The sequence below is a fragment of the Candidatus Nitrospira neuquenensis genome, assembly GCF_979578155.1.
Genome location: NZ_CEFZDU010000033.1, coordinates 1 through 24,744, shown reverse-complemented (window position 1 = coordinate 24,744; position 24,744 = coordinate 1). Strand labels below are relative to the sequence as shown.

At 68.6% G+C, this 24,744-nt stretch carries 24 protein-coding genes; 17 read left to right on the top strand and 7 right to left on the bottom strand.

Translation table 11 applies throughout. The features are described 5' to 3' along the window. Window positions 1-552 precede the first annotated feature (552 nt). Entirely contained in the window at window positions 553-969 is a 417-nt protein-coding gene (locus AC1U7O_RS10950) for a hypothetical protein (protein ID WP_479894813.1), read from the bottom strand. Between the two features lie 92 nt (window positions 970-1,061). Between AC1U7O_RS10950 and AC1U7O_RS10945 the strand changes: the two genes are divergently transcribed. From AC1U7O_RS10945 to AC1U7O_RS10920, 6 genes are all read left to right on the top strand, one after another. Further along, window positions 1,062-2,615: a TolC family protein gene (locus AC1U7O_RS10945; RefSeq protein ID WP_479894812.1), complete on the top strand. Its 1,554-nt coding sequence runs from the start codon at window positions 1,062-1,064 to the stop codon at window positions 2,613-2,615. A gap of 2 nt (window positions 2,616-2,617) precedes the next feature. After that, entirely contained in the window at window positions 2,618-3,334 is a 717-nt protein-coding gene (locus AC1U7O_RS10940) for a CPBP family glutamic-type intramembrane protease (RefSeq protein WP_479894811.1), read from the top strand. Further along, window positions 3,331-4,374: a ribonuclease Z gene (locus AC1U7O_RS10935; RefSeq protein WP_479894810.1), complete on the top strand. Its 1,044-nt coding sequence runs from the start codon at window positions 3,331-3,333 to the stop codon at window positions 4,372-4,374. Before AC1U7O_RS10940 ends, AC1U7O_RS10935 begins: the two co-directional genes overlap by 4 nt. Beyond that, window positions 4,371-4,709 (top strand): DUF3147 domain-containing protein, encoded by a 339-nt coding sequence (locus AC1U7O_RS10930; RefSeq protein WP_479894809.1) that lies wholly within the window; start codon window positions 4,371-4,373, stop codon window positions 4,707-4,709. Before AC1U7O_RS10935 ends, AC1U7O_RS10930 begins: the two co-directional genes overlap by 4 nt. A gap of 169 nt (window positions 4,710-4,878) precedes the next feature. Continuing rightward, the gene (gene recJ / locus AC1U7O_RS10925; RefSeq protein ID WP_479894808.1) at window positions 4,879-6,579 is read left to right on the top strand and encodes a single-stranded-DNA-specific exonuclease RecJ; all 1,701 of its coding nucleotides are present in this window, start codon (window positions 4,879-4,881) and stop codon (window positions 6,577-6,579) included. A 5-nt stretch (window positions 6,580-6,584) separates the two neighbouring features. After that, complete coding sequence (locus tag AC1U7O_RS10920) at window positions 6,585-8,762, top strand: RelA/SpoT family protein (protein ID WP_479895034.1); 2,178 nt, start codon at window positions 6,585-6,587, stop codon at window positions 8,760-8,762. A 6-nt stretch (window positions 8,763-8,768) separates the two neighbouring features. Here AC1U7O_RS10920 and AC1U7O_RS10915 read toward each other — a convergent pair whose 3' ends face one another. Next, window positions 8,769-9,281 (bottom strand): DUF192 domain-containing protein, encoded by a 513-nt coding sequence (locus AC1U7O_RS10915; protein ID WP_479894807.1) that lies wholly within the window; start codon window positions 9,279-9,281, stop codon window positions 8,769-8,771. Window positions 9,282-9,376: 95 nt separating this feature from the next. Here AC1U7O_RS10915 and AC1U7O_RS10910 point away from each other — a divergent pair, with 95 nt between their 5' ends. The 3 genes from AC1U7O_RS10910 to AC1U7O_RS10900 all read left to right on the top strand — a co-directional run bounded on the left by AC1U7O_RS10910 (window position 9,377) and on the right by AC1U7O_RS10900 (window position 12,073). Further along, window positions 9,377-11,080 (top strand): long-chain-fatty-acid--CoA ligase, encoded by a 1,704-nt coding sequence (locus AC1U7O_RS10910; RefSeq protein ID WP_479894806.1) that lies wholly within the window; start codon window positions 9,377-9,379, stop codon window positions 11,078-11,080. A gap of 85 nt (window positions 11,081-11,165) precedes the next feature. Beyond that, window positions 11,166-11,351 carry a hypothetical protein gene (locus tag AC1U7O_RS10905; RefSeq protein ID WP_479894805.1) on the top strand — a complete coding sequence of 62 codons (186 nt, stop codon included), beginning with the start codon at window positions 11,166-11,168 and terminating at the stop codon, window positions 11,349-11,351. 125 nt (window positions 11,352-11,476) lie between these two features. Then, complete coding sequence (locus tag AC1U7O_RS10900; RefSeq protein WP_479894804.1) at window positions 11,477-12,073, top strand: flavodoxin family protein; 597 nt, start codon at window positions 11,477-11,479, stop codon at window positions 12,071-12,073. Between the two features lie 54 nt (window positions 12,074-12,127). Here the strand turns inward: AC1U7O_RS10900 and AC1U7O_RS10895 are convergent, their stop codons facing one another. Both AC1U7O_RS10895 and AC1U7O_RS10890 read right to left on the bottom strand, forming a co-directional pair. Then, a complete protein-coding gene (locus tag AC1U7O_RS10895) occupies window positions 12,128-12,337 on the bottom strand; it encodes a (2Fe-2S)-binding protein (RefSeq protein ID WP_479894803.1) in 210 nt (69 codons plus the stop codon). A gap of 180 nt (window positions 12,338-12,517) precedes the next feature. Beyond that, window positions 12,518-14,338 carry a M3 family oligoendopeptidase gene (locus tag AC1U7O_RS10890; protein ID WP_479894802.1) on the bottom strand — a complete coding sequence of 607 codons (1,821 nt, stop codon included), beginning with the start codon at window positions 14,336-14,338 and terminating at the stop codon, window positions 12,518-12,520. A gap of 214 nt (window positions 14,339-14,552) precedes the next feature. Between AC1U7O_RS10890 and AC1U7O_RS10885 the strand changes: the two genes are divergently transcribed. Together AC1U7O_RS10885 and AC1U7O_RS10880 are read left to right on the top strand one after the other, a co-directional pair. Beyond that, window positions 14,553-14,858 (top strand): hypothetical protein, encoded by a 306-nt coding sequence (locus tag AC1U7O_RS10885; protein ID WP_479894801.1) that lies wholly within the window; start codon window positions 14,553-14,555, stop codon window positions 14,856-14,858. A gap of 156 nt (window positions 14,859-15,014) precedes the next feature. Beyond that, on the top strand, window positions 15,015-15,710 hold the full coding sequence (locus AC1U7O_RS10880) for a hypothetical protein (protein ID WP_479894800.1): 696 nt from the start codon (window positions 15,015-15,017) through the stop codon (window positions 15,708-15,710). Between the two features lie 14 nt (window positions 15,711-15,724). Here the strand turns inward: AC1U7O_RS10880 and AC1U7O_RS10875 are convergent, their stop codons facing one another. After that, complete coding sequence (locus AC1U7O_RS10875; protein WP_479894799.1) at window positions 15,725-16,039, bottom strand: tetratricopeptide repeat protein; 315 nt, start codon at window positions 16,037-16,039, stop codon at window positions 15,725-15,727. Between the two features lie 145 nt (window positions 16,040-16,184). Between AC1U7O_RS10875 and AC1U7O_RS10870 the strand changes: the two genes are divergently transcribed. The 6 genes from AC1U7O_RS10870 (at window position 16,185) to AC1U7O_RS10845 (ending at window position 21,281) form a co-directional block, all read left to right on the top strand. After that, window positions 16,185-17,129, top strand: coding sequence for a histone deacetylase family protein (locus tag AC1U7O_RS10870; protein WP_479894798.1), 945 nt, complete (start codon window positions 16,185-16,187; stop codon window positions 17,127-17,129). Window positions 17,130-17,144: 15 nt separating this feature from the next. Then, window positions 17,145-18,416, top strand: coding sequence for a hypothetical protein (locus tag AC1U7O_RS10865; RefSeq protein WP_479894797.1), 1,272 nt, complete (start codon window positions 17,145-17,147; stop codon window positions 18,414-18,416). Between the two features lie 36 nt (window positions 18,417-18,452). After that, a complete protein-coding gene (locus AC1U7O_RS10860; RefSeq protein ID WP_479894796.1) occupies window positions 18,453-19,325 on the top strand; it encodes a sulfurtransferase in 873 nt (290 codons plus the stop codon). A gap of 108 nt (window positions 19,326-19,433) precedes the next feature. After that, entirely contained in the window at window positions 19,434-19,790 is a 357-nt protein-coding gene (gene smbP, locus AC1U7O_RS10855; RefSeq protein ID WP_479894795.1) for a small metal-binding protein SmbP, read from the top strand. A 76-nt stretch (window positions 19,791-19,866) separates the two neighbouring features. Next, window positions 19,867-20,658 (top strand): nitrilase-related carbon-nitrogen hydrolase, encoded by a 792-nt coding sequence (locus AC1U7O_RS10850; protein WP_479894794.1) that lies wholly within the window; start codon window positions 19,867-19,869, stop codon window positions 20,656-20,658. Between the two features lie 56 nt (window positions 20,659-20,714). After that, the gene (locus tag AC1U7O_RS10845; protein WP_479894793.1) at window positions 20,715-21,281 is read left to right on the top strand and encodes a YqgE/AlgH family protein; all 567 of its coding nucleotides are present in this window, start codon (window positions 20,715-20,717) and stop codon (window positions 21,279-21,281) included. Here AC1U7O_RS10845 and uvrA read toward each other — a convergent pair. Both uvrA and AC1U7O_RS10835 read right to left on the bottom strand, forming a co-directional pair. Then, window positions 21,278-24,127, bottom strand: a complete 2,850-nt coding sequence (gene uvrA / locus AC1U7O_RS10840; RefSeq protein WP_479894792.1) for an excinuclease ABC subunit UvrA — start codon at window positions 24,125-24,127, stop codon at window positions 21,278-21,280. The genes AC1U7O_RS10845 and uvrA overlap by 4 nt on opposite strands. 269 nt (window positions 24,128-24,396) lie before the next feature. Then, window positions 24,397-24,594 carry a ubiquitin-like protein Pup gene (locus AC1U7O_RS10835; protein ID WP_479894791.1) on the bottom strand — a complete coding sequence of 66 codons (198 nt, stop codon included), beginning with the start codon at window positions 24,592-24,594 and terminating at the stop codon, window positions 24,397-24,399. Window positions 24,595-24,744: the final 150 nt, after the last annotated feature.

The window sequence follows — 24,744 nt, the reverse complement described above, 5'->3', positions numbered from 1 at the left end:
CGTCATGCCGCCGCAGCCGCAGGTCCAAGGGCGCTTCCCCCACCGTCGGATTTCTGATCCGCCCCTCCTGGAGAAAGAGGGAGAGAGCATCGGCTTGACGAAGTCGAGCGGTCGCTCGGTCGCCCGGATCGTCAAGCCCAGGCGGGCCTGCCGGAGCAGGAACACGGCGCCGGAGGCCCAGGCCTCGCGACTCCAGCCGTGCACGCAGGGTCGCCCGTCCCTCCGAGAGGGACGCCGGCGGCGCGACGGTGATCCCGGTCCGACGGCCCACCCGTCCAGCCGCTCGTAAGCCAGGGGCACGGCCCCGTCTTCGATCGCGGGCGGGAGCTTCCGCCCCCGTCGAGCCCGATCGCTTCCCGCACACTTCGTTGACGGAGGATGGCCTCTTCCATCGCCGCGCGGCTCCTGCCTCGCCATGTCCATAGCCCGGGGGGCCGGCCTCCGCAAGCGGCCGAGCCCCGGCGCCTGCGCAAGCCCGCGCCGGGTCGGCGCAGAGGAGGGGACTGACGGCGGCGAGGGGGCCACCGACGCGACGCCGATCGGCGGGAAGAGCTACGGGATCTCGTCGAAGGAGGATTGGATCTCCGGGAGCGGGGGGAGCGCGCGCGGCGGCGGCGGGAACACCGTGGGGGAGCCGCTGAGCTGGTTGGCCCCCGTCGCGAGCGAGAAGCTGCTCTGGTTCCCCCCCGAGATCAGGCCGACGCCGAGCTGGGGGCCGAGGGTCATCATCCCCCCGCTCCAGGCCTGACCGGTCGCGGTGTTCCGGAAGTTGTAGGACTCGAAGGTGTTGAAGCTGTACATGTACCCCTGGCCGCCCTGGCTGTCCAGGTAGAGGGTGCCGGGCCCCGTCAACCCGAAGAGCACCCCCACCCCGCCGTTCATGCCCCTGGTGCCGGAGGCGGACTGCCCCCACGCGGGAGCCTGGGCCGCCAGGACCAGAGCGATCAGCAGCAGCGTTCGCAGGGCCATGAGCGCCTCCCGGACGTCAACAACGTGACAACCAGCGGGATAACGCGTATAGTATGGCCGATCTCGGACTCCCTTCGCAAGGAGAAACCGCCATGGGTCGAGCAGGCCGTTTCCTCTGGCTCACGTGGACGCTGGCGATAGGGCTCTGTTTCGTCGTCCCGGGGCCGCTCCCTTCGCCGGCGGCCGAGCCGCCGGCCGCGGCCGAGCCGCGGGAGGCCCTCTCCCTCACCGACGCGGTGATGCGCGCCCTCCAGCACAACCTGGACATCACGATCAGCCGGCAGACCAAGGACAGCCGGGTCGCGGACATCATCTTCGAGCAGGCCAAGTTCGACCCCACGGTCAGCCTCAACGGCCAGTACAACCGCAGCGTCACCCCGTTGAACCGGCCGATCTTCGGCTTCAACCAGAGCCCGGACCTGACCCGTATCCAGGGGTTCGACCAGAACCAGTCCCAGGTCACGCTGGACATGACCCAAAACCTCCTCACGGGCGCCAACTATGACCTGAACTTCAGCCCGACGCGCACCTTCGTCGCGGGCAACCCGGGCTTCCTCTTCAACCCCGGCTACCAGTCCGGCCTCGCGTTCACGCTGACGCAGCCGCTGCTCAAGAACTTCGGCCTCGACGTCAACCGGACCTTCATCAAGGTCGCGCAGAACAACGCCAAGGTCGAGGAGCACGTGTTCTTCGACCGCGTGCTGACGGTCATCGCGACGGTCGAGCAGACCTACTGGGAGCTGGTCTTCGCGAACGAGAACTTGAAGGTGGCGAAGGCGGCGCTCAAGGCCGCGGAGGAGCTGTTGGCGAGCAACAAAGCCAAGGCCAGGGCGGGCGTCATGGCGATCGTGGACGTGCTGCAGGCCGAGGCGGCGGTCGCCTCCCGGGTGGAGCAGGTGCTGATCGCCGAGAAGGCGATCCGCGACCAGGAGGACCAGCTCCGGCGTCTCCTGAACCCGGCCGAGGAGGACCTCCGCCAGGACGTGCGGGTGCTCCCGACCGACCAGCCGCTCCAGACGATGGAGCCCCTCAGCCTGCAGGAGACCATCGACATCGCCATCGAGCGACGCCCGGAGGTGCTCCAGGCCAGCAAGAACATCGAGACGAGCGACCTCAACACCAAGTTCGCCAAGAACCAGCTCCTGCCCAACCTCTCCTTCCAGGGCACGACGGGCCTCGCCGGGCTCGGCGCCGACCCCTCGTCCATGATCAGCCGGAACTTCAGCGGCGACTTCTATAACTACGGGGCCGGCCTGGTCCTGAGCTATCCGCTGGGCAACCGCGCCGCCTGGAGCCAGTACAACAAGCGCCAGTTGGAGGCCCGCAACGCCCAGGCCTCGCTCCAGAGCGCGCGACAGCAGGTCATCGTCACCGTGAAGGAGGCGGTCCGCCGAGTGCAGACCGACTTCAAGCGGATCGAAACCACGCGGTCGGCCCGCATCCTCGCCGAGAAGCAGTTGCAGGCCGAGCAGGAGCGGTTGAACGTCGGGCTCAGCACGACCAGGTTCGTGCTCGATTTCCAGCGGGACCTCGCGCTCGCGCGCGGGAACGAGGCCCGCGCGGTCGTGGACTACAATAAGTCCCTCTCCAACCTGGCGAGGGCCAAGGGCACGACGCTCGAACGGTACCGCATCGAGCTGCAGTAACGGTGGAGACCGGCCGCCGGACGCCCGCCGGCCCGCCCGCCGCGCAGGGCCCGGAACGCCTGGCGGCGCTCGCCTGGGCGCCGCCCGTCGCCACCCTCCTCTTCTACACGCTTCCCGAACCCCTGCGGCAGAGCCGGCCGATCCAGTTCCTGCCCCAGCTCCTGGCCTACCTCTGCCTCGTCCTCTGGGCGGGGCGCCACGGCGACTGGGTCGCGCGGCTCGGGCTCACCCCCTCGCGCTGGCCGCAGGGGCTGCGGTGGGGACTCATGACGGGGCTGCTCCTCGGCATCTTCAACACAGCGGTGATCCTCCGGCTCGTGCCCGCCCTGGGGGGCGACATCCAGTTCCTCCGCGAAACGCCCCATGCGCAGGCGCCCCTCCTGCTCATGCTGCCCTGGACGATCACGCTCATCGCCGTGGGGGTGGAGCTGAACTTCCGCGGGTTCCTTCTCGGCCGGCTCCTGGCCCTGTGGCAACCGCCGCCGGGCTCACGCTATCATCCGTGGGGCGCGGCGCTCGCGGTGGCCGTCTCCGCCCTCACCTTCTCGTTCGACCCGTTCATGGTGGCGACGTTCCGCCACCTGCACTGGATTGCGGTCTGGGACGGCCTCGTCTGGGGCATCCTCTGGGTCCGGCTCGCGAACCTCTATGCGCCGATCGTCGCCCACACGGTCGAGGTAGTCATCATGTACAGCGTGCTGAAGGCGGTGCTCGGGTGACCCCCTCTTTCTCCGGCTATCTCGTCAACGAGCCCTTCGGCGACCCGGGGCTCTACGTGGAGGTTCGGTGGGCGCGACGGGCCCTCCTGTTCGACCTCGGCGCGAACGAGACGCTCTCGCCGACACGTCTGCTCCGGGTCGGCGCGGTCTTCGTGTCCCACACCCACATGGACCACTTCATCGGCTTCGACCGGCTGCTCCGGGTCGCGTTGGGGCGGGGCAAGACGCTCCGACTGTTCGGCCCGCCGGGGCTCATCGCCAACGTGGCGGGCAAGCTGCGCGGCTACACCTGGAACCTCGTGGACGGCTACCCCCTGCGGATCGAGGTCACGGAGCTGCACCCCGGCGAGACGCGGGGCGCGGCCTTCGACGCAGCGACAGGCTTCCAGCCCCTCGAGCGCCCGGCGAGGCCGCGTCCCGAGGCCCCGCCGCCCGCGCCCTCGCCGGTGATCGAGGACCGCCAGTTCACGGTGAGCGCGGTGGCCTTGAACCATCGGATTCCCTCGCTGGCCTGGCGGCTGGAGGAGCGATTCCACGTCAACGTCAACAAGGAGCGGCTGCACGCGGCCGGCCTTCCGGTCGGCTCGTGGCTGCGGGATGTCAAGCAGTACCTCTGGGAGGGTCGGCCCGACGACTTCCGGTTCACCGCGACCCTGTACTTCGAGCACCGCCGCGTGGAGCAGGAGTTCGTCTTGGGCGACGTGCGCGACCGCTTCCTCACGATCACGCGCGGGCAGAAGCTCGCCTACGTCGTGGACGCCCGCTACGACGAGGAGAACGAGGCGAAGATCGTCGAGCTGGCGCGGGGGGCGGACCTCTTCTACTGCGAGGCGCCCTACCTCCACCGGGACGCGGACAAGGCGCGGGAGCGCTACCACCTGACGGCCCGGCAGGCCGGGACGATGGCGGCCAAGGCCGGCGTCCGCCAGCTCGTCGTCTTCCATTTCTCGCCCCGCTACACCGGCCGGGGCGAAACCCTCGTCCGGGAGGCCATGGACGCCTTCCGGGAAACGGCCGTGCCACGGGAGACCGGTTCATGAACGAGACGCTCAAGCTGGTCCTGTACTTCCTCCTCGGCGGGACGATCGTCAGCCTCTCCACCTACGTCGGCGCACAGGGACGCGGCTTCCTCGCGGCCTTCGTCAGCACCTTTCCCGCGATCACCGGGGTGACCATCATCCTGATCTACCTGAACGGCGGGAACACGACCGCGCTCGCCTACGCAAGGCACCTGCTCTGGTTCGTGCCGCCCTGGATCGCCTACGTCGGCTTCCTGATCTTCGGCATCGACCGGCTCGGCTTCTGGCCGACGATCGCCGGCGCGCTCGCCCTGTACATGGCCCTGATCGCGCTGGTCAAGCTGGCCCTGCGGTGAATGAAGCATGATCACTGAGGGCGACCGCCCCATGCACCGGCGCGACCCGCCTGCTTCCCGCAGGAGGCCGCCACAGGGCATTTGACAACGGGGGCGCGACGGACTAGTATTTTTCTGAATTCTCAGCGGGTTGCGAGCGCCCCATGGGTCTGCCGGCTGGAGGGAGGAGATGGGCCCGAAGCAGTGGGTGGTCTATGAGGCCGACCGGGAGCGGCGGCAGGCGCTCGCACGGGCCCTCTCGATCTCCCCGATCACGGCGTCGGTGCTGCTCGCGCGCGGCATCACGACCGAAGGCCAGGCCCGCTCCTGGCTGGCCGCCGAGGATGGGGGGCGCCACGATCCCTTCGCCCTGCCCGACATGGAGCGCGCCGTGGACCGCCTGCACCGGGCGGTCCGGCTCGGCGAGCCCCTGGCCGTCTACGGCGACTACGACGTGGACGGTATCTCCGCCTCCAGCCTTTACCTGACCGTCCTCCGCCGCCTGGGCGCCGACGTCCGGGTCTACATCCCCCACCGCCAGCTCGAGGGCTACGGCCTCAACGGCCCGGCCATCGAGCGGCTGCGCCGCGAGGGAGTCCGGCTGCTCGTCACCTCGGACTGCGGAACGACCTCCCACCGCGAGGTGGCGCTCGCCAATTCCCTCGGCGTGGACGTCATCGTCACGGACCACCACCAGCCGGACCTGACGCTGCCGCCCGCCCTCGCGGTGCTGAACCCGCACCGCGCCGACTCGACCTACCCCTTCCGCGGCCTCTGCTCGGCAGCCCTCGCCTACAAGGTGATGAGCGCCTACGCCACGACGCACGGGGGCGACCTCGCGCTCGACGAGACGCTCGACCTGGTGGCCCTGGCCACGGTCGCGGACGTCGTCCCGCTCCAGGACGAGAACCGCCCCTTCGTGCAGGCGGGGCTGGAGCGGCTCACGCGCGGCGCGCGGCCTGGCATCCGGGCGCTGAAGGCAGCGGCCGGGATCGACCGCCCCTGCACGGCCGGGACGGTCGCCTTCAGGCTGGCCCCCCGCCTGAACGCTTCCGGTCGCCTGGCGCACGCCGAGCTCGGAGTCCGGCTGCTGACGACGGCGGATGAGGAGGAGGCACGGGACCTGGCTGAGCAGCTCGAGCGGCTCAACCGCGAGCGGCAGCGGATCGAAGAGCAGATGACGGGCGAGGCGGTCGCGGCGCTCGCGGGCGAGGACGCACCGGCGGCGATCGTCCTGGGCGCCGGCCACTGGCACCTGGGCGTCGTCGGCATCGTCGCCGCCAGGCTGGCGGACCGGTTTCACCGACCCGCCGCGGTCATGGCGATCGGCGAGGGGGGCCTGGCGAAGGGCTCGGCGCGGAGCATCCCGGGCTTCGACCTCTGCGAGGCCCTGCGGCAATGCCGCGACCTCCTGGAGGGCTTCGGCGGTCACCCGAGCGCGGCGGGGCTGACCCTCCGCGAATCGCGCCTGCCCGCGTTCCGCGAGCGGTTCACCGCCATCGCGGCCGAGTGGGCCGGCCCGACCCGGCGGCCCCCCGCGCTCCACGTGGACGCGCTGGTGTCCCTCTCCGAGGTGGACCACCGGCTCGTGCGCGAGCTGGACCGGCTCCATCCCTTCGGCGCGGGCAACCCCGAGCCGACCCTCGCGGCTTGCAACCTGGAGATCCTCGCCCAGCGCGTCGTGGGGGACGGTCACCTCAAGCTGACCGTGCGCCACGGCGGGTCGGCGCCCTTCGACGGCATCGGCTTCCGGATGGGCCCCCTGGCCGACCGAGGCCTCGCCCCCGGCCGGGCCGTGGACCTGGCCTTCGTGCCGGAGCTGAACCGCTGGAACGGGCTGGACCGCATCCAACTCCGCATCCGGGACCTCCGCGCCGGCCGCGAGGGGTGAGCGCGATGCCCTACGAGACGATCAGCGAGATCGGGCAGCTCCTCGACAAGATCCGCGGCTACAACCCGGCCGCGGACACGGAGCTCGTGCGCAAGGCCTACGACTTCTCGGCCAAAGCGCACGCGGGCCAGACGCGCCGGTCGGGCGAGCCTTACCTCCAGCACCCGCTGGCCGTCGCCGGCATCCTGACCGCGTTGCGAACCGACGTCTACGCCATCGTGGCGGCGTTGCTCCACGACACCTTGGAGGACACCCTGGCCACGCCGGAGACGCTGGAGCAGGAGTTCGGCAAGGAGGTGCTCCGGCTCGTCGACGGCGTGACGAAGATCGGCAAGATCCGCTTCCGCAGCTACGAGGAGAAGCAGGCGGAGAACTTCCGCAAGATGGTGCTCTCGATGGCGGACGACATCCGGGTCGTCCTCATCAAGCTGGCCGACCGCCTCCACAACATGCGGACCCTCGAGCACCTGCACGAGGCCAAGCGGCGGCAGATCGCCCAGGAAACGATCGAGATCTACGCGCCGCTCGCGAACCGGCTCGGCATCGGGTGGATGAAAAACGAGCTGGAGGACCTGTGCCTGAAGGCCCTGAAGCCGGACGTCTACGCGACGCTCAAGCTCCGCGTGGCCAAGCGCGACGAGGAGCGGCAGGCATACATCCGGGAGGTCACCCAGGTCGTGCGCAAGACCCTCGCGGAGGCGGCCCTGCCCGGCGAGGTCCAGGGCCGGCCCAAACACCTCTACGGCATCTGGCAGAAGATGGAGCGCCAGTCCATCTCCTTCGAGGAGGTGTACGACCTGACGGCGATCCGCGTGATCACCGACACCAAGATGAACTGTTACGCGATCCTCGGGCTGATCCACTCGCTCTGGCGCCCCGTCCCCGGCCGCTTCAAGGATTACATCGCGATCCCCAAGTCGAACCTCTACCAGTCGTTGCACACGACCGTCGTGGGACCGAAGGGCGAGCACGTCGAGTTCCAGATCCGCACCGAGGAGATGCACCGGATCGCGGAGTATGGCATCGCCGCCCACTGGAAGTACAAGGAGCGTGGACAGATCGACGACCGCGACGGCAAGGTCTTCTCCTGGCTCCGGCAGTTCGTCGAGTGGCACCAGGACCTCACGGACAACCGCCAGTTCATGGACACGGTCAAGCTGGACCTGTTCCACGACGTCGTCTACGTCTTCACCCCCAAGGGCATGGTCAAGGAGATGCCGCTCGGCTCCACGCCGGTGGACTTCGCCTACGCCATCCACACGGAGATCGGGGACCACTGCGTCGGAGCCAAGGTCAACGGCAAGATCGTCCCGCTCAAGCACCAGTTGTCCAGCGGGGACACGGTCGAGATCCTCACGTCGCCCACGCAGGTCCCGCACAAGGACTGGCTCAAGTTCGTCCGGACGCCGCGCGCGAAGACCAAGATCAAGCACTGGCTGCGGGTCGAGGAGCAGAAGCGGAGCGTGGAGATCGGCCGCCGGCTGCTGGAACGGGAATTCCGCCGCCACGACCTCGCGCCGGCGCAGCTCCTGAAGTCGGACCGCCTGCTGCAGGCCGCCCGGGACCTCGGGTTCGAGTCCACCGACGAGCTGGCCGCCGCCGTCGGCTACGGCCGTCTCTCGCTCTCGCAGGTGCTCCACCGCCTCCTGCCGGCCTCGCCCGAGACCGGCCGCCCCGCGCCGACGGAGGAGCCGCCGACGCGCCCGGCCGGCCCCAAGCCCGAGGAGCGCGGCGTCAAGGTCAAGGGCGGGCGCGACCTGCTGATGCAGCTCTCCCGCTGCTGCAACCCCGTGCCCGGCGACCGCATCATGGGCTACATCACCAGGGGCCGGGGCCTGACGATCCATTCCGTGGGCTGCCCCAACCTGGAGGCGCTGGACTACGACCGGGAGCGGCTGGTCGAGGTCGAGTGGGACACCTCGATGCCGAGCACCCACGCGGTGAAGCTGTCCGTGCTGACGGTGGACAAGCCCGGCGTCCTGGCCAGCGTCTCCTCCTGCATCTCGGAATGCGAGGCCAACATCAGCCGGGCGGAGATCACGACCCGCGAGGACCGGAAGGCGGTCCTCGACTTCGTCATCGAGGTCACCGACACGGCGCACCTGGAGCGGGTGCTGAAGAGCATCGAGCGGGTGGAGGGAGTCATCACCGCCCGACGCGTCCGGGCCTGGCAGGAGCGGTAGCCGACCTCAGGACGGTGGGACGGTGAACTTCAGCTTGACACCCCGCTTCAAGTTCAGCTCGTCCGCGACGCCGGCCGCGACCTCGAGCACGTAGAGGGCGGGGTCGTTGGGCTGGTAGTTGGGACACCCGTCGTCGGTTCTCGTGCAGACCGGGACGTGGCGCTCGACGTGGATGATCTTCTTGTTCCCGTCCAGCCAGATGATGTCCAAGCTGATCCGGGTGTTCTTCATCCAGAAGCTCCAGGGCTGGGCCTCCGGAAAGGTGAACAGCATCCCGCGGTCCTTGGCGAGCGACTCCCGGAACATCAGGCCCCTGGCGCGCTTCTCGGTCGTGTCGGCGAGCTCGGCGCGGATCGTCACGCCCTGGGGGGTGAGGATCGCCACCTCGGACGCGGGGGCCGGCGCGACACCGCTCCCCGCCGTCGCGTCCCCCGGGACGACCGGGGCGAACAGGAGGCCCGCGGCCGGGAACCAGGCCGCTGCGATCCACCGGACCGCTCGCCTTCTCGCGCGGGACATGCGCGCATCCTAGTCAGGCCGCTCCGCACTGTCAAGGCGGCGATTGACAATCCGCCGCCGGGCGATTAGGGTACGCGCCGCCGAGGTGGCCTCCCATGAACCCCTGTTGGACCGCCCGCTACGATCCCGGCGTTCCCGCCACGCTCACCTACCCCGACTGGACCGTCTCGGACCTCCTCGGGCAAGCGGCCGCGCGCTTCCCCGACCGCCCGGCGATCCGCTTCTACGGCCGCACGCTCACCTATCGCGAGCTCGACGACCTGGCCACGCGCTGGGCGGGAGCCGTCGCGGCGCTGGGCGGCGGACGCGGACGCACGGTCGGGATCATGCTCCCGAACCTCCCGCAGACCGTGCTCGCCTGCTACGGCAGCCTCCGGGCCGGCGCCGTCGTGACGATGATCAACCCCCTCTACGTCGAGCAGGAGATCGCCCACCAGGTGCGCGACGCCGGCTGCGAGCTGCTGCTGGCGCTGGACCAGTTCTACCCGCGCATCGCCCCCCTCCTGGGCCGGAGCTGTCTCCAGCGGGTCGTCGTGACGGGGGTGGCCGATTTTCTTCCGTGGGCGAAGCGGCTCCTGTACCCGCTCAAGGCGGGCGGTCCGCAGATCGCCATCCCGGCGGAGGTGCCCCGGCTGCGCGACCTCCTGCGCGGCGCGGGGCGGCCGCCCGCCGGCCGCCCCGCGCCGGAGGACCTCGCGCTCCTGCAGTACACCGGCGGCACGACCGGCCTCCCCAAGGGCGTGGTCCTCTCGCACCGCAACCTCGTCTGCAACACCTGGCAATGCCGGAGCTGGATGCCGACGCTGCGCGAGGGGGAGGAGCGCTTCCTGGCCGTGCTACCCTTCTTTCACGTCTACGGCCTCAGCGCGTGCCAGAACCTGGCGGTCAGCATCGGCGCCTGCCTGACCCTCCTCCCCCGTTTCCAGGTGTCCGAGGTGCTCGAGACGATCAGCCGCGAGCGAGTCACCGTGTTTCCCGGCATCCCCGCCATGTACGCGGCGATCAACAACCACCAGTCCATCGAACGGTATGACCTGCGATCCGTCCGTCTGTGTATCAGCGGAGCGGGGCCCCTCCACCCGTCGGTGCAGGACCGTTTCCAGTCGCTGACCGGCGCGCGGCTCGTGGAGGGCTACGGGCTGACCGAGGCCGCCCCGGTGACGCACGTGAACCCGATCGAAGCGCCGGGCCACGAACGTCCTCGTCGCAGCATCGGGCTGCCCCTGCCGGACACGGAGGCGAAGATCATGGACGCGGAGGCCGGGACGCGCGAGCTGCCCGACGGTCAGGTCGGGGAGCTGGCGATCCGCGGCCCCCAGGTGATGCAGGGCTACTGGAAGCGGGAGGACGAAACGCGCCTGGTCCTGCGGGACGGCTGGCTCTTCACGGGGGACATGGCCCGCCGCGACGCCGCCGGCTACTTCTACATCGAGGACCGGAAGAAGGACATGATCAAGTCCGGCGGCGAGAACGTCTACCCGCGGGAGGTCGAGGAGGTCCTGCTGCGTCACCCGAAGGTGAAGGACGCGGTCGTCGTCGGCATCCCCCGAGGGCTGCGGGGGGAGATGATCAAGGCCTACGTCGTCCTCCACGAGGGCAACCGCGCCACCCCCGCCGAGCTGCTGGACTATTGTCGGAGGGACCTGGCGCGCTTCAAGGTTCCCAAGCAGATCGAGTTCCGCCACGAGTTGCCCAAGACGCTCGTCGGCAAGGTGCTGCGTCGGCTGCTCGTCGAGGAAGAGATGAAGAAGGGCGCGCCGCCGGCCGCCGAGGCGCCGGACGAGGAGGACAACCCGTGAGGGGCGCCGCCCCGTTGCTTTCCCGCCGAGTCCTGTGTCATCCTGAGGCCGCCGGCGGCGGGCCGGCGTCACGACGAGGGGCACGATGAAGGAAAAACGACTGGTGCACTACAAGAAGGGCGTCTTCGTCTGCCCGAAATGCAAGCAGACCTACGTCCAGGAAAAGTGGGTCGAGGAGTGGCGGATCCGCTGTCACAAGTGCGACTACCGCGGAACCCTCACCGATGTATCGGTCGAGGAGCAGATGGACGAGGAAACCTTCCGTCACTGACCGCCCCCGCCCCTTCTGCCCCGTGATCCGCGCGCCACGCAGCCCCAGGGGCGTTGGTGCGCCCGCCCCCCGCTCCGCGTCAGCCGCCGAAACCGCACGCCGTTCACCAGCGCAGGAGGCCTACGATGAACCGAAGATCGGCCGTCTTGATGATCCTCGCCTGGGCAGTGCTGGCCGCCTCCCCATCCCACGCGGCGGACAGGCCGCCGATCAAGGTCCTCATCGCCTACCATTCCGCCACGGGCAACACGGAGCAACTGGCTCGGGGCGTGGCGGAGGGCGTCCGGCACGCATCGAACACGGTCGTCGTGCTGAAACGCGTCGGGGAGGTGACGTCGGACGACCTGCTCTCCGCCGACGCGATCGTGCTCGGTACGCCGGTCTACTGGTCCAACATGGCCGGCCCCGTCAAGACCTTCATCGACGACTGGCAGCTCAAGTTCGGTGTCTATCCCGAGTTCAAGCTGCGGAATAAGGTCGGCGCGGCCTTCGCCACCGGGGGCCAGGTGTCGAGCGGGAAGGAGGTCGCCCTGCTCACGATCCTGGCCGCGATGCTGGGCAACCAGATGATCGTGGTCGGCGGCGGAGGGGCCTTCGGTGCCTCGGCCACCACGGAAGGCGACAGTCCCGGCATTGACGAAAAGGAACTCGCCGCCGCCAGGGCGCTCGGGACGCGTGTCGCGGAAGTGACCTGGATGGTCAAACGGGGCGGCGGGCAGTAGCGGTCGGGACGGCCGGAAACCCGAAGAGGGACGGGCGCCTTGGCGCCCGGGCGGTCAGTAGCGGCAGTTGGCCCGCCCGACGCCGCAGGACACCTGTCCCGAGGCCAGGGCGACCAGCTCATGGATGTTGCGCGCGCACCGCCCGCAACATTCGTCGTCGTCGAGGCCGAATCGTTCAACCAGGGAGGACGAGTCCACCAGCCCCGCCTCGCCCACCCGTCTGACCTCCGACTCCGTCAAGCCCTTGCAGAGACAGACATACATGAGAATCGGCCTCCTCACCAGGACCGCAAGAGAACGATAATGATAACCGTTCTCATCATAAAACAATTGTAGCGCCCGCCCCGGTCGGAGTCAAGACCTTATTTCTTCCGTCTTTTCGAAGGGTTGGATTGGGGGTGGGCCGAAGGGCTCCGCCGCGGGTCTTCGGGCTCGACGCTCAGTTTATCCCACAGTCCGTTCAAGCTCTTGGACCATCGCCGCGATGGTGTCGAAGCCAGATTGCCAAAAGGCCTCCGCACAGATATCGATGCCCATCTCGCCCAGGAGCGCCCCGGGGCTCCGCGATCCCCCCGCCGCCAGGAGCTCGTGGTACTTGGGGACAAAGGCCGCACCCTCGCGCGTGTAGCGCTGGTAGAGGGCCAGGACGAGGAGATTGCCGAAGCTGTAGGCGTAACAGTAGAAGGGGCTGCCGAAGAAGTGGGGGATCGTCAGCCACTCCCAGCGGAACAGGTCCGGCACCGGGACCGCCTTCCCGAACTGCTCACGCAGGCCGGCGAGGTAGGTCGCAGCCAGGTCCTGGACGGTCGCGCCGCCGGCGACCATCTCGTGGGCCCGCTTCTCGAACAGGACGAAATAGGCCTGACGCATGATCGTGGCGTACATGTCGTCGAGCTGAGCCAGCAGAAGCCCCTGCCGCACGGCGCGGTTGCGCTCCTGCGCCATCAAGGCATCGGAGAGGATCCGCTCTCCGAAGACGGAGGCGGTTTCCGCGAGCGGCAGCGTGGCGTGGAAGGTGAACACGGAGTGGTCGGCGGCCATCATCGCATGCACCGCATGGCCCAGCTCATGCGCCAGCGTCGCCACGTCGCGCGCCTCACCCGTGAAATTCAGCAGCACGTAGGGCGTCACCCCCGGCACGATACTGTAACAGTAGGCGCCGCTGAGCTTGCCGGGCAGGGTCCTGGCGTCGAGGTGGCGCTCCGCAAGGACGCGCTCGGCCAGGTCGGCGAACCTGGGCGAGAAGCTCCGGTAGGCCTCCAACACCATGCGTACCGCATCCGGGTAGCGGAAGCGTTTGCGGTCGGCCCGGTGGGGCGCATAGATGTGGTACCGGGTCATGGGCTTGATGCCGCAGATCCGGCCCTTCAGGCGGAAGTATTCCTGGAACAGCGGGACGTTCTTGACGCAGACGGCCAACAGCGCGTCCACCGCGCGGTCCGGCACATCGTTGCCGAGGTTGCGCACGGCGATGGGGCTCGCGTGCTTGCGGAGTTCCAGGTTCTCACCCTTCCAATCGTTGATCAGGGCGGTGTAAGCCTCCCCGATCACGTCCCGGTGAGAGGCGAAGACCCGGTACAGCTCGCGATAGGCCCGCTCCCGCAAGGCCGCCCGGGGGCTGCGCAGGTACGCGGCCAGTTGCTCCCTCGTCAACGATTTCCGTCGGCCGTCGACCGTGAGCGTGAACGTCAGGCCGTTGGTCAACACGTCATAGAGGGTGTTGATGGCGCTCCGGCCCGTCGTGTTCTTAAGGTTGATGATCTTCTCCTCCGCCTCAGAGAGGGTGTGGTCCTTGAAGCGGCGGATGGATTCCAGGTGATACCGGTAATCGCCCGAGGCGGCGAGGAGGCGGGCGGCATTCGCGTCGTCGAGCTTCTGCCACCAAAGGTCAAGGAAGAGGGTGCGGTTCTGCAGGGCAGCGAGCCGCTCCTCGACCTTCGTCTTGAAGGCCCGGGCCTCTGCATTCCCCGTGTCCTCGGAAAACCACAGGTAGGCATAGGCCCCCAATTTCGCCGAGTGGATGGCCACCTCCTCGTCCTGCCTGAGGAGGGTCAGGAAATCCTCTTCCGGGAGATCGGGGCGCAAGCGAGGACGCCAGGCCTCAACCTCCCCGACCAGCCCGTCCAAGTCCTTGACGAGGGTGTCGAACTCCCCCACCGGGTCCCGGAACAGGTGGCTCAGGTCCCATCGGTCCGGCTTGCCGCCGGCCACGGCCGCCCGTGAGGACGGCTTCATGCTCATCCGCTTCATCAGTGTGCGTTTCATCGAAGGGGCTCTCCTCGGTCCGGCCGGAACCCCGAAATCATACCACCCCGGCCGTTGCTACCGAAAATGGCTTTTTATTCGTTTACTTTCAATGGCTTGTGAGTTTTTTGAGCACCGGGCTGCACAAATCCGGGGAGGGTATGGGAGCGCGTTGCGCGGAATTGACAGCCCTGGGCGGGATGTTAGAATCCCCCTCGCCCAGGGTGAGCATCCGATGACGGAAGCCGAGATCAATCGAGCGGTCCAGTACGTCACGGCGGTGACCTCCTACGGGCGGCCCGCCGTGGAAGGCATCGTCCGCACCGGGCTGAACGAGCTCGGGGCCCTCGCCGGCACGACCACCGCCGCCATCCCTCGAGAGCACCTGCTCGAATACGTCTGTCAGTGGACGATCAAACGATCCGGCCATCCGGAGCCGATGGTCCGGGAGGTCCTGGGCCATACCGGACGGTGGCTGGATCAGCTCTACGAGGAGATCGCCGGCGAGCACCCGGAATTGCTCGGCGAGCCGGGGAGCTAGAGCCTCGATGGCCTGGCGACGGCCCCGTTCACGGCACCGATTCCACCCCGGGGGCATCCCTCGATCCGGCCCTCCGCCCGGCTTCTCCCGGGCCAGGCAGGGAGGACCGGCCCTTCCCGTGACCGAGCCCTCCATCCACCCCGACGTCGAGGGACAGTGGGCCGCCCTGCACCAGGCCTGCGCCGATCGGGCCAGCAGGCTTCGCCTGGCAGGCTCCGGGAGCGGCTCTGCCACCGCCGCACCGGCGTGCTGGAATCCGCGGCCGCCGAGTTGGACCTGGCGGCCCGGCTCCTCCGGGCCGGATGCGGGGTGCAGTTCCTGCCGGAGTCCCGGGCCAGGACCGCCGACCTCGAATGCAGACTGGCGGGTGACCGCTTTTACGTGGAAGTGACGGTCATGGTGGGATCAAGCGGGAGGCGGCAGGCCGCCCGCGGCCACAGGCCGCTCCACGAGGAGCAGGACGAAGGTTCGAACGGCCGGCTCCTCGTCGATCGGATCGTCGGGCGGATCGCCGGGAAGGCCGGGCAACTGTCGGACTACTGCGCGCCCGTGGTGCTCGCCATCAGTCTGCCCTACCGGGACGAGGGCGTCGCGGAGGTGGACCTGCGGCAGCTCGCGGGGTCGGTGACGGTGCTCCTGCCCCTGCTGCGCCAGATCAGCGCCGTTCTGCTGTCCCTGTGGCACGTCGCCCCCTCACCCGCGCGATCCGCCCTGCGACTGGCGAACGTCCGGATGGTCGAGCGCGCGGCCGGGCAGGTCGGCCACCCCCGAGCCCGCCTCCTGATCACCAACCCCGCCGCCCGGTACCCCCTGAGCCGCGGACAGTCCGACACCCTGACGGGGCTCTTGTAGCCCGGGCCGGTTGGTCAGCGCAGGGCCTGCGCCAGCGCTTCGAGGCTCCTGGTCACCATCATGTCGCCGTTCTTTGCGGAGACCGCGATGCCTTGGGCGCAGACCGCGCGGCAGCTCTCGAGTTGCCCCAGCTCCTTGAGCGACTGGGCGAGAGCGAGAAAGGCCGCCGAATAGGTCGGCTTGACCTCGACGCACCGTCTGAGCGCGGCGGCGGCCTCGGCGTAGTTGCCGTCGTCCATGTAGGCCTTTCCCAGGCCGAACCAGGCGACCTCGTCGTTGGGGTCCACCGCCAGGAGCTTCTTGAGCGGTTCGATTCTGGGATGCGCCACAGTGTCCTCCTCGCCGTGTCCGATGTACCGGCGCGCACTGTACTACGACGCCTTCGTCATTGTCCACGCGCGCTTCCCCATGTTAGGATGCCGCACGGCGCGGCCGGGAAGCGGACGGCCGCCTGTTCCGGCGAAGGAATCGTCCATGGCGCGGACGGGGTTCGTCTACCATCCTGCCTATCTCAAGCACGAGATGGGGGCCAGCCACCCCGAATCCCCCAAACGCCTCGAGGCCATTGTCGGCCACCTCCAGCAACGAGGCCTGCTCGACCGGCTGGTCCCGATCGAGCCGCGCGTCGCCGAAGACGAGTGGGTGACGCTGGTCCATGCCCCCTCCTACGTTCGGACCTTGAAGGCTCGATCCCCCGCCTCGGGGTACGCCGCGCTCGATCCCGACACGGCCCTCTCCCCCGGCTCCGTGCCGGCGGCCTACCTCGCAGCCGGGGGGGCCCTGGCCGCGGCCGACACGATCATGGCCGGTCGGGTGGACCAGGCCTTCTGCGCGGTCCGGCCGCCCGGCCACCATGCGGAGCGGGATCGGGCGATGGGGTTCTGCCTGTTCAACAACGTCGCGATCGCCGCCCGCTACCTGCAGCGCCGTCACGGCGTCGAGCGGGTCCTGATCGTGGACTGGGACGTCCACCACGGGAACGGCACGCAGCACACCTTTGAAGAAGACGGCTCGGTGCTGTTCTTCAGCGTCCATCAACATCCTCACTACCCGGGCAGCGGCCGCGCGACCGAACGGGGGCGCGGCCCGGCCGAGGGGTTGGTCGTCAACGTGCCCCTCTCCGCCGGGGAGGACGACGACACCTACCGGGAGGTGTTCGAACGGGTCCTCGTGCCGGCCGCCGACGCCTTCAAGCCGGGGTTTATCCTGATCTCGGCCGGCTTCGACGCCCACCGGGACGATCCCCTCGCCGGCATGCGGCTCACGGAACGGGGCTACGCCGACCTGACGAGCCTCGTCGCGGGGATCGCCCGCCGCCATTGCGGGGGCCGTATCCTCTCCTGCCTCGAGGGAGGCTACAGCCTGGCCGCCCTGTCCGCCTCGGTCGAGCAGCACCTGCTCGCGCTCCTGGCGGCCTGATCGGCCGCGCCGCCCATGCGACGAGCCGTCACCATCCTCCTGAGCGCCGCCGTCCTCGCGGGACTGGTGTACCTCTACTACACCGAGGTGAAGCCGGTCGTCATCTTCGGGCTGCGGTCCGACTACGCGAGGGCCATCCCCTACCAGGAGGTTCCGAAGGGCCTGGACAGCCTGAGGGCCGAATCCTGCGGCGCCTGCCACCGGGCGATCTACGAGGAGTGGAAGAGCAGCATCCACGCCCACGCCTACGACGACCCCTTCTTCCAGGCCTACTGGAAGAAGGATCGGCAGATCTGGGTCTGCCTCAACTGTCACACGCCGCTCGAAAACCAGCAACCGACCCTGATCAAGGACATCCCCCGCGGCCGGGTCGAGAAGGCCGTGCAGGAGCCGAATCCCCGCTACGACGCGGCCTACCAACACGAGGCGATCACCTGCGCGGCCTGCCACGTCCGCGACGGGGTGGTGCTCGGCCCCTTCGACGATTCGGTCGCCCCCCATCCCACGAGGTTCGACCCGTCCTTCCGGACGACCCAGGTGTGCTACCGCTGCCACAACGTCGTCTCGGGGCCGGCCCAGTTCTACAACGTCGGGCCCTGCGGGACCTACGCCGAGTACGAGGGCAAGTTTTTCATGCAGGAGCGCGGGTTGATCTGCCAGAGCTGCCATATGCCGGAGGTGGAGCGTCCGGCCGCGGAGGGCGGCCCGCTCCGGCAGGGCCGCCGGCACCTCTGGCGCGGCGGCCACGATCCCGACATGATCCGGCGGGCCGTGGCAGTGCAGGTGGAGTCCGATCCCCCGACGCCGGTCCCGGGCGAGCCAGTCCGCTTCACGCTGACCCTGATCAACGCCGGAGCCGGCCACAAGATTCCGACCGGCGACCCGGACCGCCACTTCACGATCGAGTTCCTGGTGAAGGATCCGCAGGGGCAGGTGGTCACCAGGCAGGAAGACACGATGGGCCGGTGGATCCTCTGGCAGCCAGTCGTCCTCGAGGTGTACGACAACCGGCTCCTGCCGCTCGCCAGCCGAACCTACACCTTCGCCTACCGGCTGCCCGAGCGCATGGCGGGCTTTACCCTGACCGCCCGTGTCAAGTACCATATCCTCACCGACGGTCAGCACGAGATGCTCGTCGCCCGGTACGGCCTCACGGGTGATGATCCTTACGCCTTCACCATCTACGAGCGGGACTTCCCGCTCTCCGAGCGGCTGGCGGCGGCGCTGGCGGCATCCGCTCACTCACCAACCGGCTGCGCGGCCGGCCCCGCCGGCCCACGGGGATGAGGACCGCGCAGCCCGATCAGGCAGAAGGGAATGTCCATGCATCCGATGCTCATCGACACCGATTCGCTGGACCGCAGCCTCGGCCGAGCCGACCTGGTCGTCGTCGACGTCCGCGGGAAGGCCGCCTATGCTTACGGCGGTCACATCCCCGGCGCGGTTCATGCGACCTGGCACGAGTTCAGCGATCCCGACGCGGCGGCCAAGGGCCTGCTGGACCCGGACCTCGGACGGATCGAGCGGCGCCTGCGCGCCCTGGGGATCAACCAGGACAGCGAGGTCGTGATCTATTCCAACCCCTTCGACAACTGGGGCGATGAAGGCCGGATGTACTGGATGCTCGAATACCTGGGCCATCCCAAGCTGAGGATCCTGGACGGCGGCTGGGTCAAGTGGGTGGCCGAGCAGCGCAAGTACGAATACGGTCCCGTCAGCCCCGCGCCGGGCGATTTCAAGGCCTCTCCTCGGCCGGACCTGATCGTCCTAAAGGAGGAGCTCAAGAAGGTGGTTCGGGGACCGCACCCGGACGTGGCCATCGTGGATGCAAGAAGCCTCGAAGAGTACGCAGGCAAGGAGATCCTCGGCATCCCCAGGCCGGGGCACATCCCCTCCGCGATCAGTATTCCGTGGAACGGCTTCCTCAACCCCGACGCCACCGTCAAGGATATCGAGGCGGTCCGTGAGCACCTGCGCGAGCGCGGCCTCGACGAGCGACAGGAAGTGATCTGCTACTGCACCGGCGGCGTGCGCTCGGCCTGGCTCTATTGCGTCCTCAAGCTGGCCGGGTTCCCCAAGGTGCGCAACTACCCGGGGTCCTGGTGGGAGTGGAGCCGCGACTTCGCCGCGCCGGTGGAGACCGACCCGCACCTTCTGTACAAGGTGACCAGCAAGGAGCAACCCAGGCCGTCTTGACTCTAGAGAAATCCACGTGATAACGTCCGGCTCAGGAATTCCCGCACCTGCGGACGTCGTCGGGCCCGGCCCGGGCCTTCACCCGCAATCAGACAGGAGGGAGACCACATGACCAGACAGATCCTCATCGGAGCCTTCGTCGTCGGACTCATGGCCGGATTCCTCAGCCTCCCCCTCTCCCAGGGCATGGCGCTGGCCGCGGCCAATCCGCATGTCGGCGAGGCTCTCACCCACGCGAAGGAAGCGGTCGAGCACGGCAAGGCCGGCCACGCGAAGGAGCTGGTGACCCATGCCGAGGGGGCCTTGATGCATGCCCAGGGCGCCCAGAAGGACATGAAGAACCCCCACCTGGACGGGGCGGTCAAGTCCTTGAAGGACGCCGTCGAGCACGGCAAGGCCGGCCACGCCGACGTGGCGACCAAAGCGGCCGAGGACGCCGTCAAGCACTTGGGCGAAGTGAAGTAAGTCACTCGAACCGACGAAAGGGGAACGGGCAGGGACGAGGCGTTCCCTGCCCGTTTTCATTTTCAGGCGGGACGCCATGCGGGTCGGCTTCTACCAGTTCGCTCCCGAGTTCGGAGAGGTCACGCGAAACCTCGATCGCGTGGAGGCCGCCGTATCCCGGGCCGACTGCGATCTCCTGGTGCTCCCCGAACTCTTCGCCACGGGCTATCAATTCGTGTCCGCGCGCGAGGCGCTGGACCTCGCGGAGCCGGTTCCGGACGGGCCGACCACGCGACGCCTGATCGAGCTCGCGCGGGCCAGGCATCTGCACCTGGTGGCCGGCCTCCCCGAGCGCGAGGGCGACCGCTGCTACAACTCGGCCGTGGTGATCGGGCCATCCGGCCACGTCGGCACCTATCGGAAGACCCACCTCTTCGACGAGGAAACGCTCTGCTTCTCCCCGGGGGACACGGGGTTCAGGGTCTGGGACGTCGGCGAGGCCAGGATCGGCGTCATGATCTGCTTCGACTGGTTCTATCCCGAAGCGGCCAGGACGCTGGCCCTGCAAGGCGCCGACATCATCTGCCACCCGGCCAACCTGGTCCTTCCCCACTGTCCGGAGGCGATGGTCACGCGCTGTCTTGAAAATCGGGTCTTCGGCGTCACGGCCAACCGCATCGGCTTTGAGGGGCGGGGCGGCAAGCCGCCCCTCGCATTCATCGGCCAGAGCGAGGTCGTGTCGCCCCGCGGCCGGATTCTCCACCGCGCCCCGGCCGACCGCGAGGCCTTGGCCATCCAGGACATTGACCCGCGGGAAGCGCGCGACAAGTCCCTCAACGAGCACAATGACCTCTTCCGGGACCGGCGACCGTCTCTCTACCGGCTCTGACCTCCCCGGCCGCTCCGTCGGGACCACCCGCGACCGCGCTGTGGTAGGATAGACTCATGATTCAACCGTGTCGGCTCGGCAAGGGCATCTTCCTCATCGCCGCTCCGGGACTGCGCGACCCGAACTTCCGCCAGACCGTCGTGCTGCTGTGCGAGCACAGCGCGGAGGGGGCGCTGGGCGTCGTGGTCAACCGGCCGACGGGCATGATGCTGGCCGAGGCCCTCCCGCAGGTCCCGGTCCTGGAAGGCCAGTCGCACCGCCTGTTCTCCGGGGGCCCCGTTCAACCGAACCAGATCCTGATCCTCTACCGCCTCACGCAGGAAGCGACCGAGTCCCACCATGTGTTCGACGGCGTCTACTTGGGCGGGGACCTGGGGATGCTCGAGCGGGTGTTGGCCGCGGCCGGCGCGGCACACGCGTTTCGCGCCTATGTCGGCTATTCGGGCTGGGGGCCCGGCCAGCTTGAGGACGAGATGAAGACCGGGTCCTGGATTACAGTTCCCGCCGACCCCGTTTTCGTGTTCGAGACACCGCCAGAACGGGTCTGGCCCGACCTCCTCCGGTCGCTGGGAGGCCCCTTCGAGGTCTACGCCGACATGCCGGCCGAGCCGAGCTTGAATTAACCGGGCTCGGCCTGTCGGACGATCGCTCGCCCCTGCTCCAACAACGGACGAAGGGCGAGGCCCGTGTGGGACGTCGGGACGGCCGCCACCTCCTCGGGACGGCCCTCCGCCACAATCCAGCCTCCCTCCTCCCCCCCTTCCGGACCAAGGTCGATGATCCAATCGGCGGTCTTGACCACTTCCAGGTTGTGCTCGACGACCAGGACGGTATGCCCCGCCTCCACCAGGCGGTTCAGGACGGCGAGGAGCTTCCCGATGTCCTCGACGTGCAGCCCCGTGGTCGGCTCATCCAGGATATAGAGACACCCGGCTCCACGAGCGCGCTTGGCTCCGGCTGTCCCAGCCCCAGCGCCGGTCAACTCCGCCGCGATCTTGAGCCGCTGCGCCTCCCCGCCGGACAGGGTCGTGGCCGGCTGCCCCAGCCGGAGATAGCCCAACCCGATGGACGCCAGCAGGTGCAATCGTTCGACCAGCCTTCCCTGCACCGGGAAAAAGGACAGGGCGCGGCTGACGGTCATCCCCAGAACGTCATGGATCGTCAGACCCCGGTAGCGCACGGCGAGGACGTCGGGGGAAAACCGCCGCCCTCCGCAGTCCTCGCACGTGACATAGAGATCTTCGAAGAAATACATCTCCAGCTTTTCGAACCCGTTGCCCTGGCAGCGCTCGCACCGGCCACCCCGCTGGTTGAACGAAAAATGCGCCGGTGCGAGCCCCCGGCGGCGCGCCTCGGGCTGAGCGGCGAAGAGCGCCCGGACCTCATCGAAGACCTTGAGGTAGGTCACCGGGTTCGAGCGCGGGGTGCGTCCGATGGGCTCCTGGTCGATCAGGCGCACGCCGGACAGGTGATCGAGCCCCTTGATGGCCGTGAATCGGCCCACGGGGAGGGACTCGCCGCGGAAGGCGCGCGCCACGGCCCGGTAGATCGTGTCGCGGACCAGCGTGCTTTTGCCGGACCCCGCCACCCCAGTCACGCAAACCAGCAGTCCCAGGGGGATCGTGACCGTCAGGTTCTTCAGGTTGTGCTCGCGGGCGCCGACGATGACGAGGGCCCGGCCGTCGGCCCGCCGTCTGGCGGACGGGAGAGGGATGCCGGCTTCACCCCTCAGGTAGCGGGCCGTGAGCGAGGACCCGCCGGCCGCCCACGGCTCGCGTGGACCGGCATAGAGGAGCTCGCCGCCCCGGTCGCCGGCCCCCGGCCCCAGCTCGACGAGCCAGTCGGCCGAGGCCATCACCTGCCGATCATGCTCGACCACGACCACCGTATTACCCGCCGCGGCCAGCTCCCGTAGAATCGCCGCCAGGGCTGCGGTGTCCCGCGCATGGAGCCCGATCGTCGGCTCATCCAGCACGTAGAGCGTCCCGACCAGCGGAGCGCCCATCTGGTTGGCCAGGGCGATCCGCTGGGCTTCGCCGCCGGAGAGCGTCCGTGTCTGCCGTGACAACGAGAGGTAGCCGAGGCCCACGCGCAGCAGAAAGCCGGCCTTCGCGGCCAGGCGATGCAGGAGATCGGCGGCCACGCCGGCTTCGAAGGACGAAAGGTCCAGGCGGCTGATCCACTGCGCGAACTCCTTGATGGTCAGCTCCTGAACCTCGTGGATGGTCAGACCGGCCACTCGGACGAGGAGGGCCTCTGGCCTCAGCCTGGCTCCACCGCACGCGGTGCAGGGGAAGGGGCTGCGGTACCGGCTCAAAAACACGCGGACGTGCAGCTTGTAGCGCTTCTGCTCCAGGTAGTCGAAGAACGGCTGAATCCCCTCGAACTTGCCACCACCCTTCCAGAGCAATGCCCGATCCGCGGCGGAGAGCTTAAAATAGGGCACAGTGACATCCACCCCCCGCCGCTTCATCGCGAGCAGCATCTGGCGCTGCCACCAGTCGGTGCCCGGCTTGGTCCAGGGCTCGACGGCTCCTCCGGCCAACGACCGGCTAGGGTCCGGGATGACCAGGCCCTCGTCATATCGCAGAATGTTGCCGTATCCTTTGCAGGCGGGACAGGCGCCCACGGGGTGGTTGAACGAGAAGAGCAGCGGGCGCACCGGCTCGAAGCCGCGCCCACAACGCGGGCACCTCGGCTCCCGGCTGTAGACCAGCCGCTCCCGGCCGATCACGTCCACTCGACACAAACCGTTCCCCTCGCGAAAGGCGGTTTCGACCCCCTCCGCGAGCCGGGGACGCTCCTCGGACCTGAGTTGGACCCGGTCCAGGAGGACATACAGGTCGGCATCCGCCCCGCCGGGGAGGGGCCGATCCGGTCCAAGATCGAGGGCCTCCTCTCCGCGCATCAGACGGGTGAACCCCTTCGCCCGCAACGCGCGCGCCATGGTGACGCCATCGCCCCATTCCGAGGCCCGAACCGGGAAGAGAAGGCGGGCGCGGTCGCCTGGCCATCGGGCGAGCAGGTCGTCGACCACCGCCGAAGGGGCGTGGTTGACCCCCTCCTCGCCGCAATCGGGGCAGCGAGGACGGCCGACTTTCGCGAAGAGCAACCTGAGCAGGTCGGCGACCTCCGTCGCGGTGGCCACCGTGGAGCGGGCGGTGCGGACGGGGTTCTTCTGCTCGATGGCGATGGCCGGACGGATGTTCACCAGCCGATCGACATCCGGCCGATCGACCCGGTCGAGAAACATCCTGGCATAGGTGGAGAGGGACTCGACGTAGCGCCACTGCCCCTCGGCGAAGAGGGTATCGAACGCCAGGGAGGACTTGCCCGAGCCGGACAGCCCCGTCACGACGGTCACGGCATTGTGAGGGATCCGAAGGGAAAGATTCTTCAGGTTGTGTTGGCGCGCCCCCTCGACGATGAGATCGCCGCCGGAGCCTCCGGAGATAGCCGAGTCGGTCACGGAGGTGGCCTCATGGCTCGACCCGTTCATCGTAGCAAGCCGCCCCCGCCGCCGCAACGGTCGCCGTCGCGCGGGAGCTGTTCCTGGGGTGCGGCGGGGACCCCTCTCCCGAGAAAGAGAGGTCCCCGGCTGTGTCCAGGCGTTGTCTGGTGTAAACGGCTTCCGAGCGTCGAGGTGGGTCAGATCACCCGCGTCGAGGAGGGAGCGGGACGCCGGGCGGTTCCGCTGAAGGACCGAAGGACGGCACCGACGAGGGTCGGACCATGGGCTTATTCCCCGCCCTTCTGCACGTAGTTCTTGACGAATTCTTCGGCATTTTTCTCGAGCACGTCGTCGATCTCGTCAACCAGTTTGTCGATGTCTTCCTTGAGTTTCTTCCCGGCCTCGACGACCTTCGGGTTGGGTTTGACGTCCTCCTTGGCCTGGGTATCCCGCTTGGACTCGGGTCTCCTGTCTTGCTTCTCCATAGGAGCACCTCCCCGTATCGGGCACGTGAGCCGCCGATCCGCCTCCTCAACTCATCATGCGGAAAGAATACTCCCGGTCCCCCGCGCCGTCAAGCCGACGTATTGAGTCATCTAAAATCTTACCGAGAGACAGATCGTTGCGTCATTTGT

Excerpts from the sequence above, each read along its gene's own strand:
- AC1U7O_RS10950 (WP_479894813.1), bottom strand. The coding sequence starts at position 969 with ATGGCCCTGCGAACGCTGCTGCTGATCGCTCTGGTCCTGGCGGCCCAG.
- AC1U7O_RS10945 (WP_479894812.1), top strand. The coding sequence starts at position 1,062 with ATGGGTCGAGCAGGCCGTTTCCTCTGGCTCACGTGGACGCTGGCGATA.
- AC1U7O_RS10930 (WP_479894809.1), top strand. The coding sequence starts at position 4,371 with ATGAACGAGACGCTCAAGCTGGTCCTGTACTTCCTCCTCGGCGGGACG.
- recJ (WP_479894808.1), top strand. The coding sequence starts at position 4,879 with ATGGGCCCGAAGCAGTGGGTGGTCTATGAGGCCGACCGGGAGCGGCGG.
- AC1U7O_RS10920 (WP_479895034.1), top strand. The coding sequence starts at position 6,585 with ATGCCCTACGAGACGATCAGCGAGATCGGGCAGCTCCTCGACAAGATC.
- AC1U7O_RS10915 (WP_479894807.1), bottom strand. The coding sequence starts at position 9,281 with ATGTCCCGCGCGAGAAGGCGAGCGGTCCGGTGGATCGCAGCGGCCTGG.
- AC1U7O_RS10910 (WP_479894806.1), top strand. The coding sequence starts at position 9,377 with ATGAACCCCTGTTGGACCGCCCGCTACGATCCCGGCGTTCCCGCCACG.
- AC1U7O_RS10905 (WP_479894805.1), top strand. The coding sequence starts at position 11,166 with ATGAAGGAAAAACGACTGGTGCACTACAAGAAGGGCGTCTTCGTCTGC.
- AC1U7O_RS10900 (WP_479894804.1), top strand. The coding sequence starts at position 11,477 with ATGAACCGAAGATCGGCCGTCTTGATGATCCTCGCCTGGGCAGTGCTG.
- AC1U7O_RS10895 (WP_479894803.1), bottom strand. The coding sequence starts at position 12,337 with ATGTATGTCTGTCTCTGCAAGGGCTTGACGGAGTCGGAGGTCAGACGG.
- AC1U7O_RS10890 (WP_479894802.1), bottom strand. The coding sequence starts at position 14,338 with ATGAAACGCACACTGATGAAGCGGATGAGCATGAAGCCGTCCTCACGG.
- AC1U7O_RS10885 (WP_479894801.1), top strand. The coding sequence starts at position 14,553 with ATGACGGAAGCCGAGATCAATCGAGCGGTCCAGTACGTCACGGCGGTG.
- AC1U7O_RS10870 (WP_479894798.1), top strand. The coding sequence starts at position 16,185 with ATGGCGCGGACGGGGTTCGTCTACCATCCTGCCTATCTCAAGCACGAG.
- AC1U7O_RS10865 (WP_479894797.1), top strand. The coding sequence starts at position 17,145 with ATGCGACGAGCCGTCACCATCCTCCTGAGCGCCGCCGTCCTCGCGGGA.
- AC1U7O_RS10860 (WP_479894796.1), top strand. The coding sequence starts at position 18,453 with ATGCATCCGATGCTCATCGACACCGATTCGCTGGACCGCAGCCTCGGC.
- smbP (WP_479894795.1), top strand. The coding sequence starts at position 19,434 with ATGACCAGACAGATCCTCATCGGAGCCTTCGTCGTCGGACTCATGGCC.
- AC1U7O_RS10850 (WP_479894794.1), top strand. The coding sequence starts at position 19,867 with ATGCGGGTCGGCTTCTACCAGTTCGCTCCCGAGTTCGGAGAGGTCACG.
- AC1U7O_RS10845 (WP_479894793.1), top strand. The coding sequence starts at position 20,715 with ATGATTCAACCGTGTCGGCTCGGCAAGGGCATCTTCCTCATCGCCGCT.
- AC1U7O_RS10835 (WP_479894791.1), bottom strand. The coding sequence starts at position 24,594 with ATGGAGAAGCAAGACAGGAGACCCGAGTCCAAGCGGGATACCCAGGCC.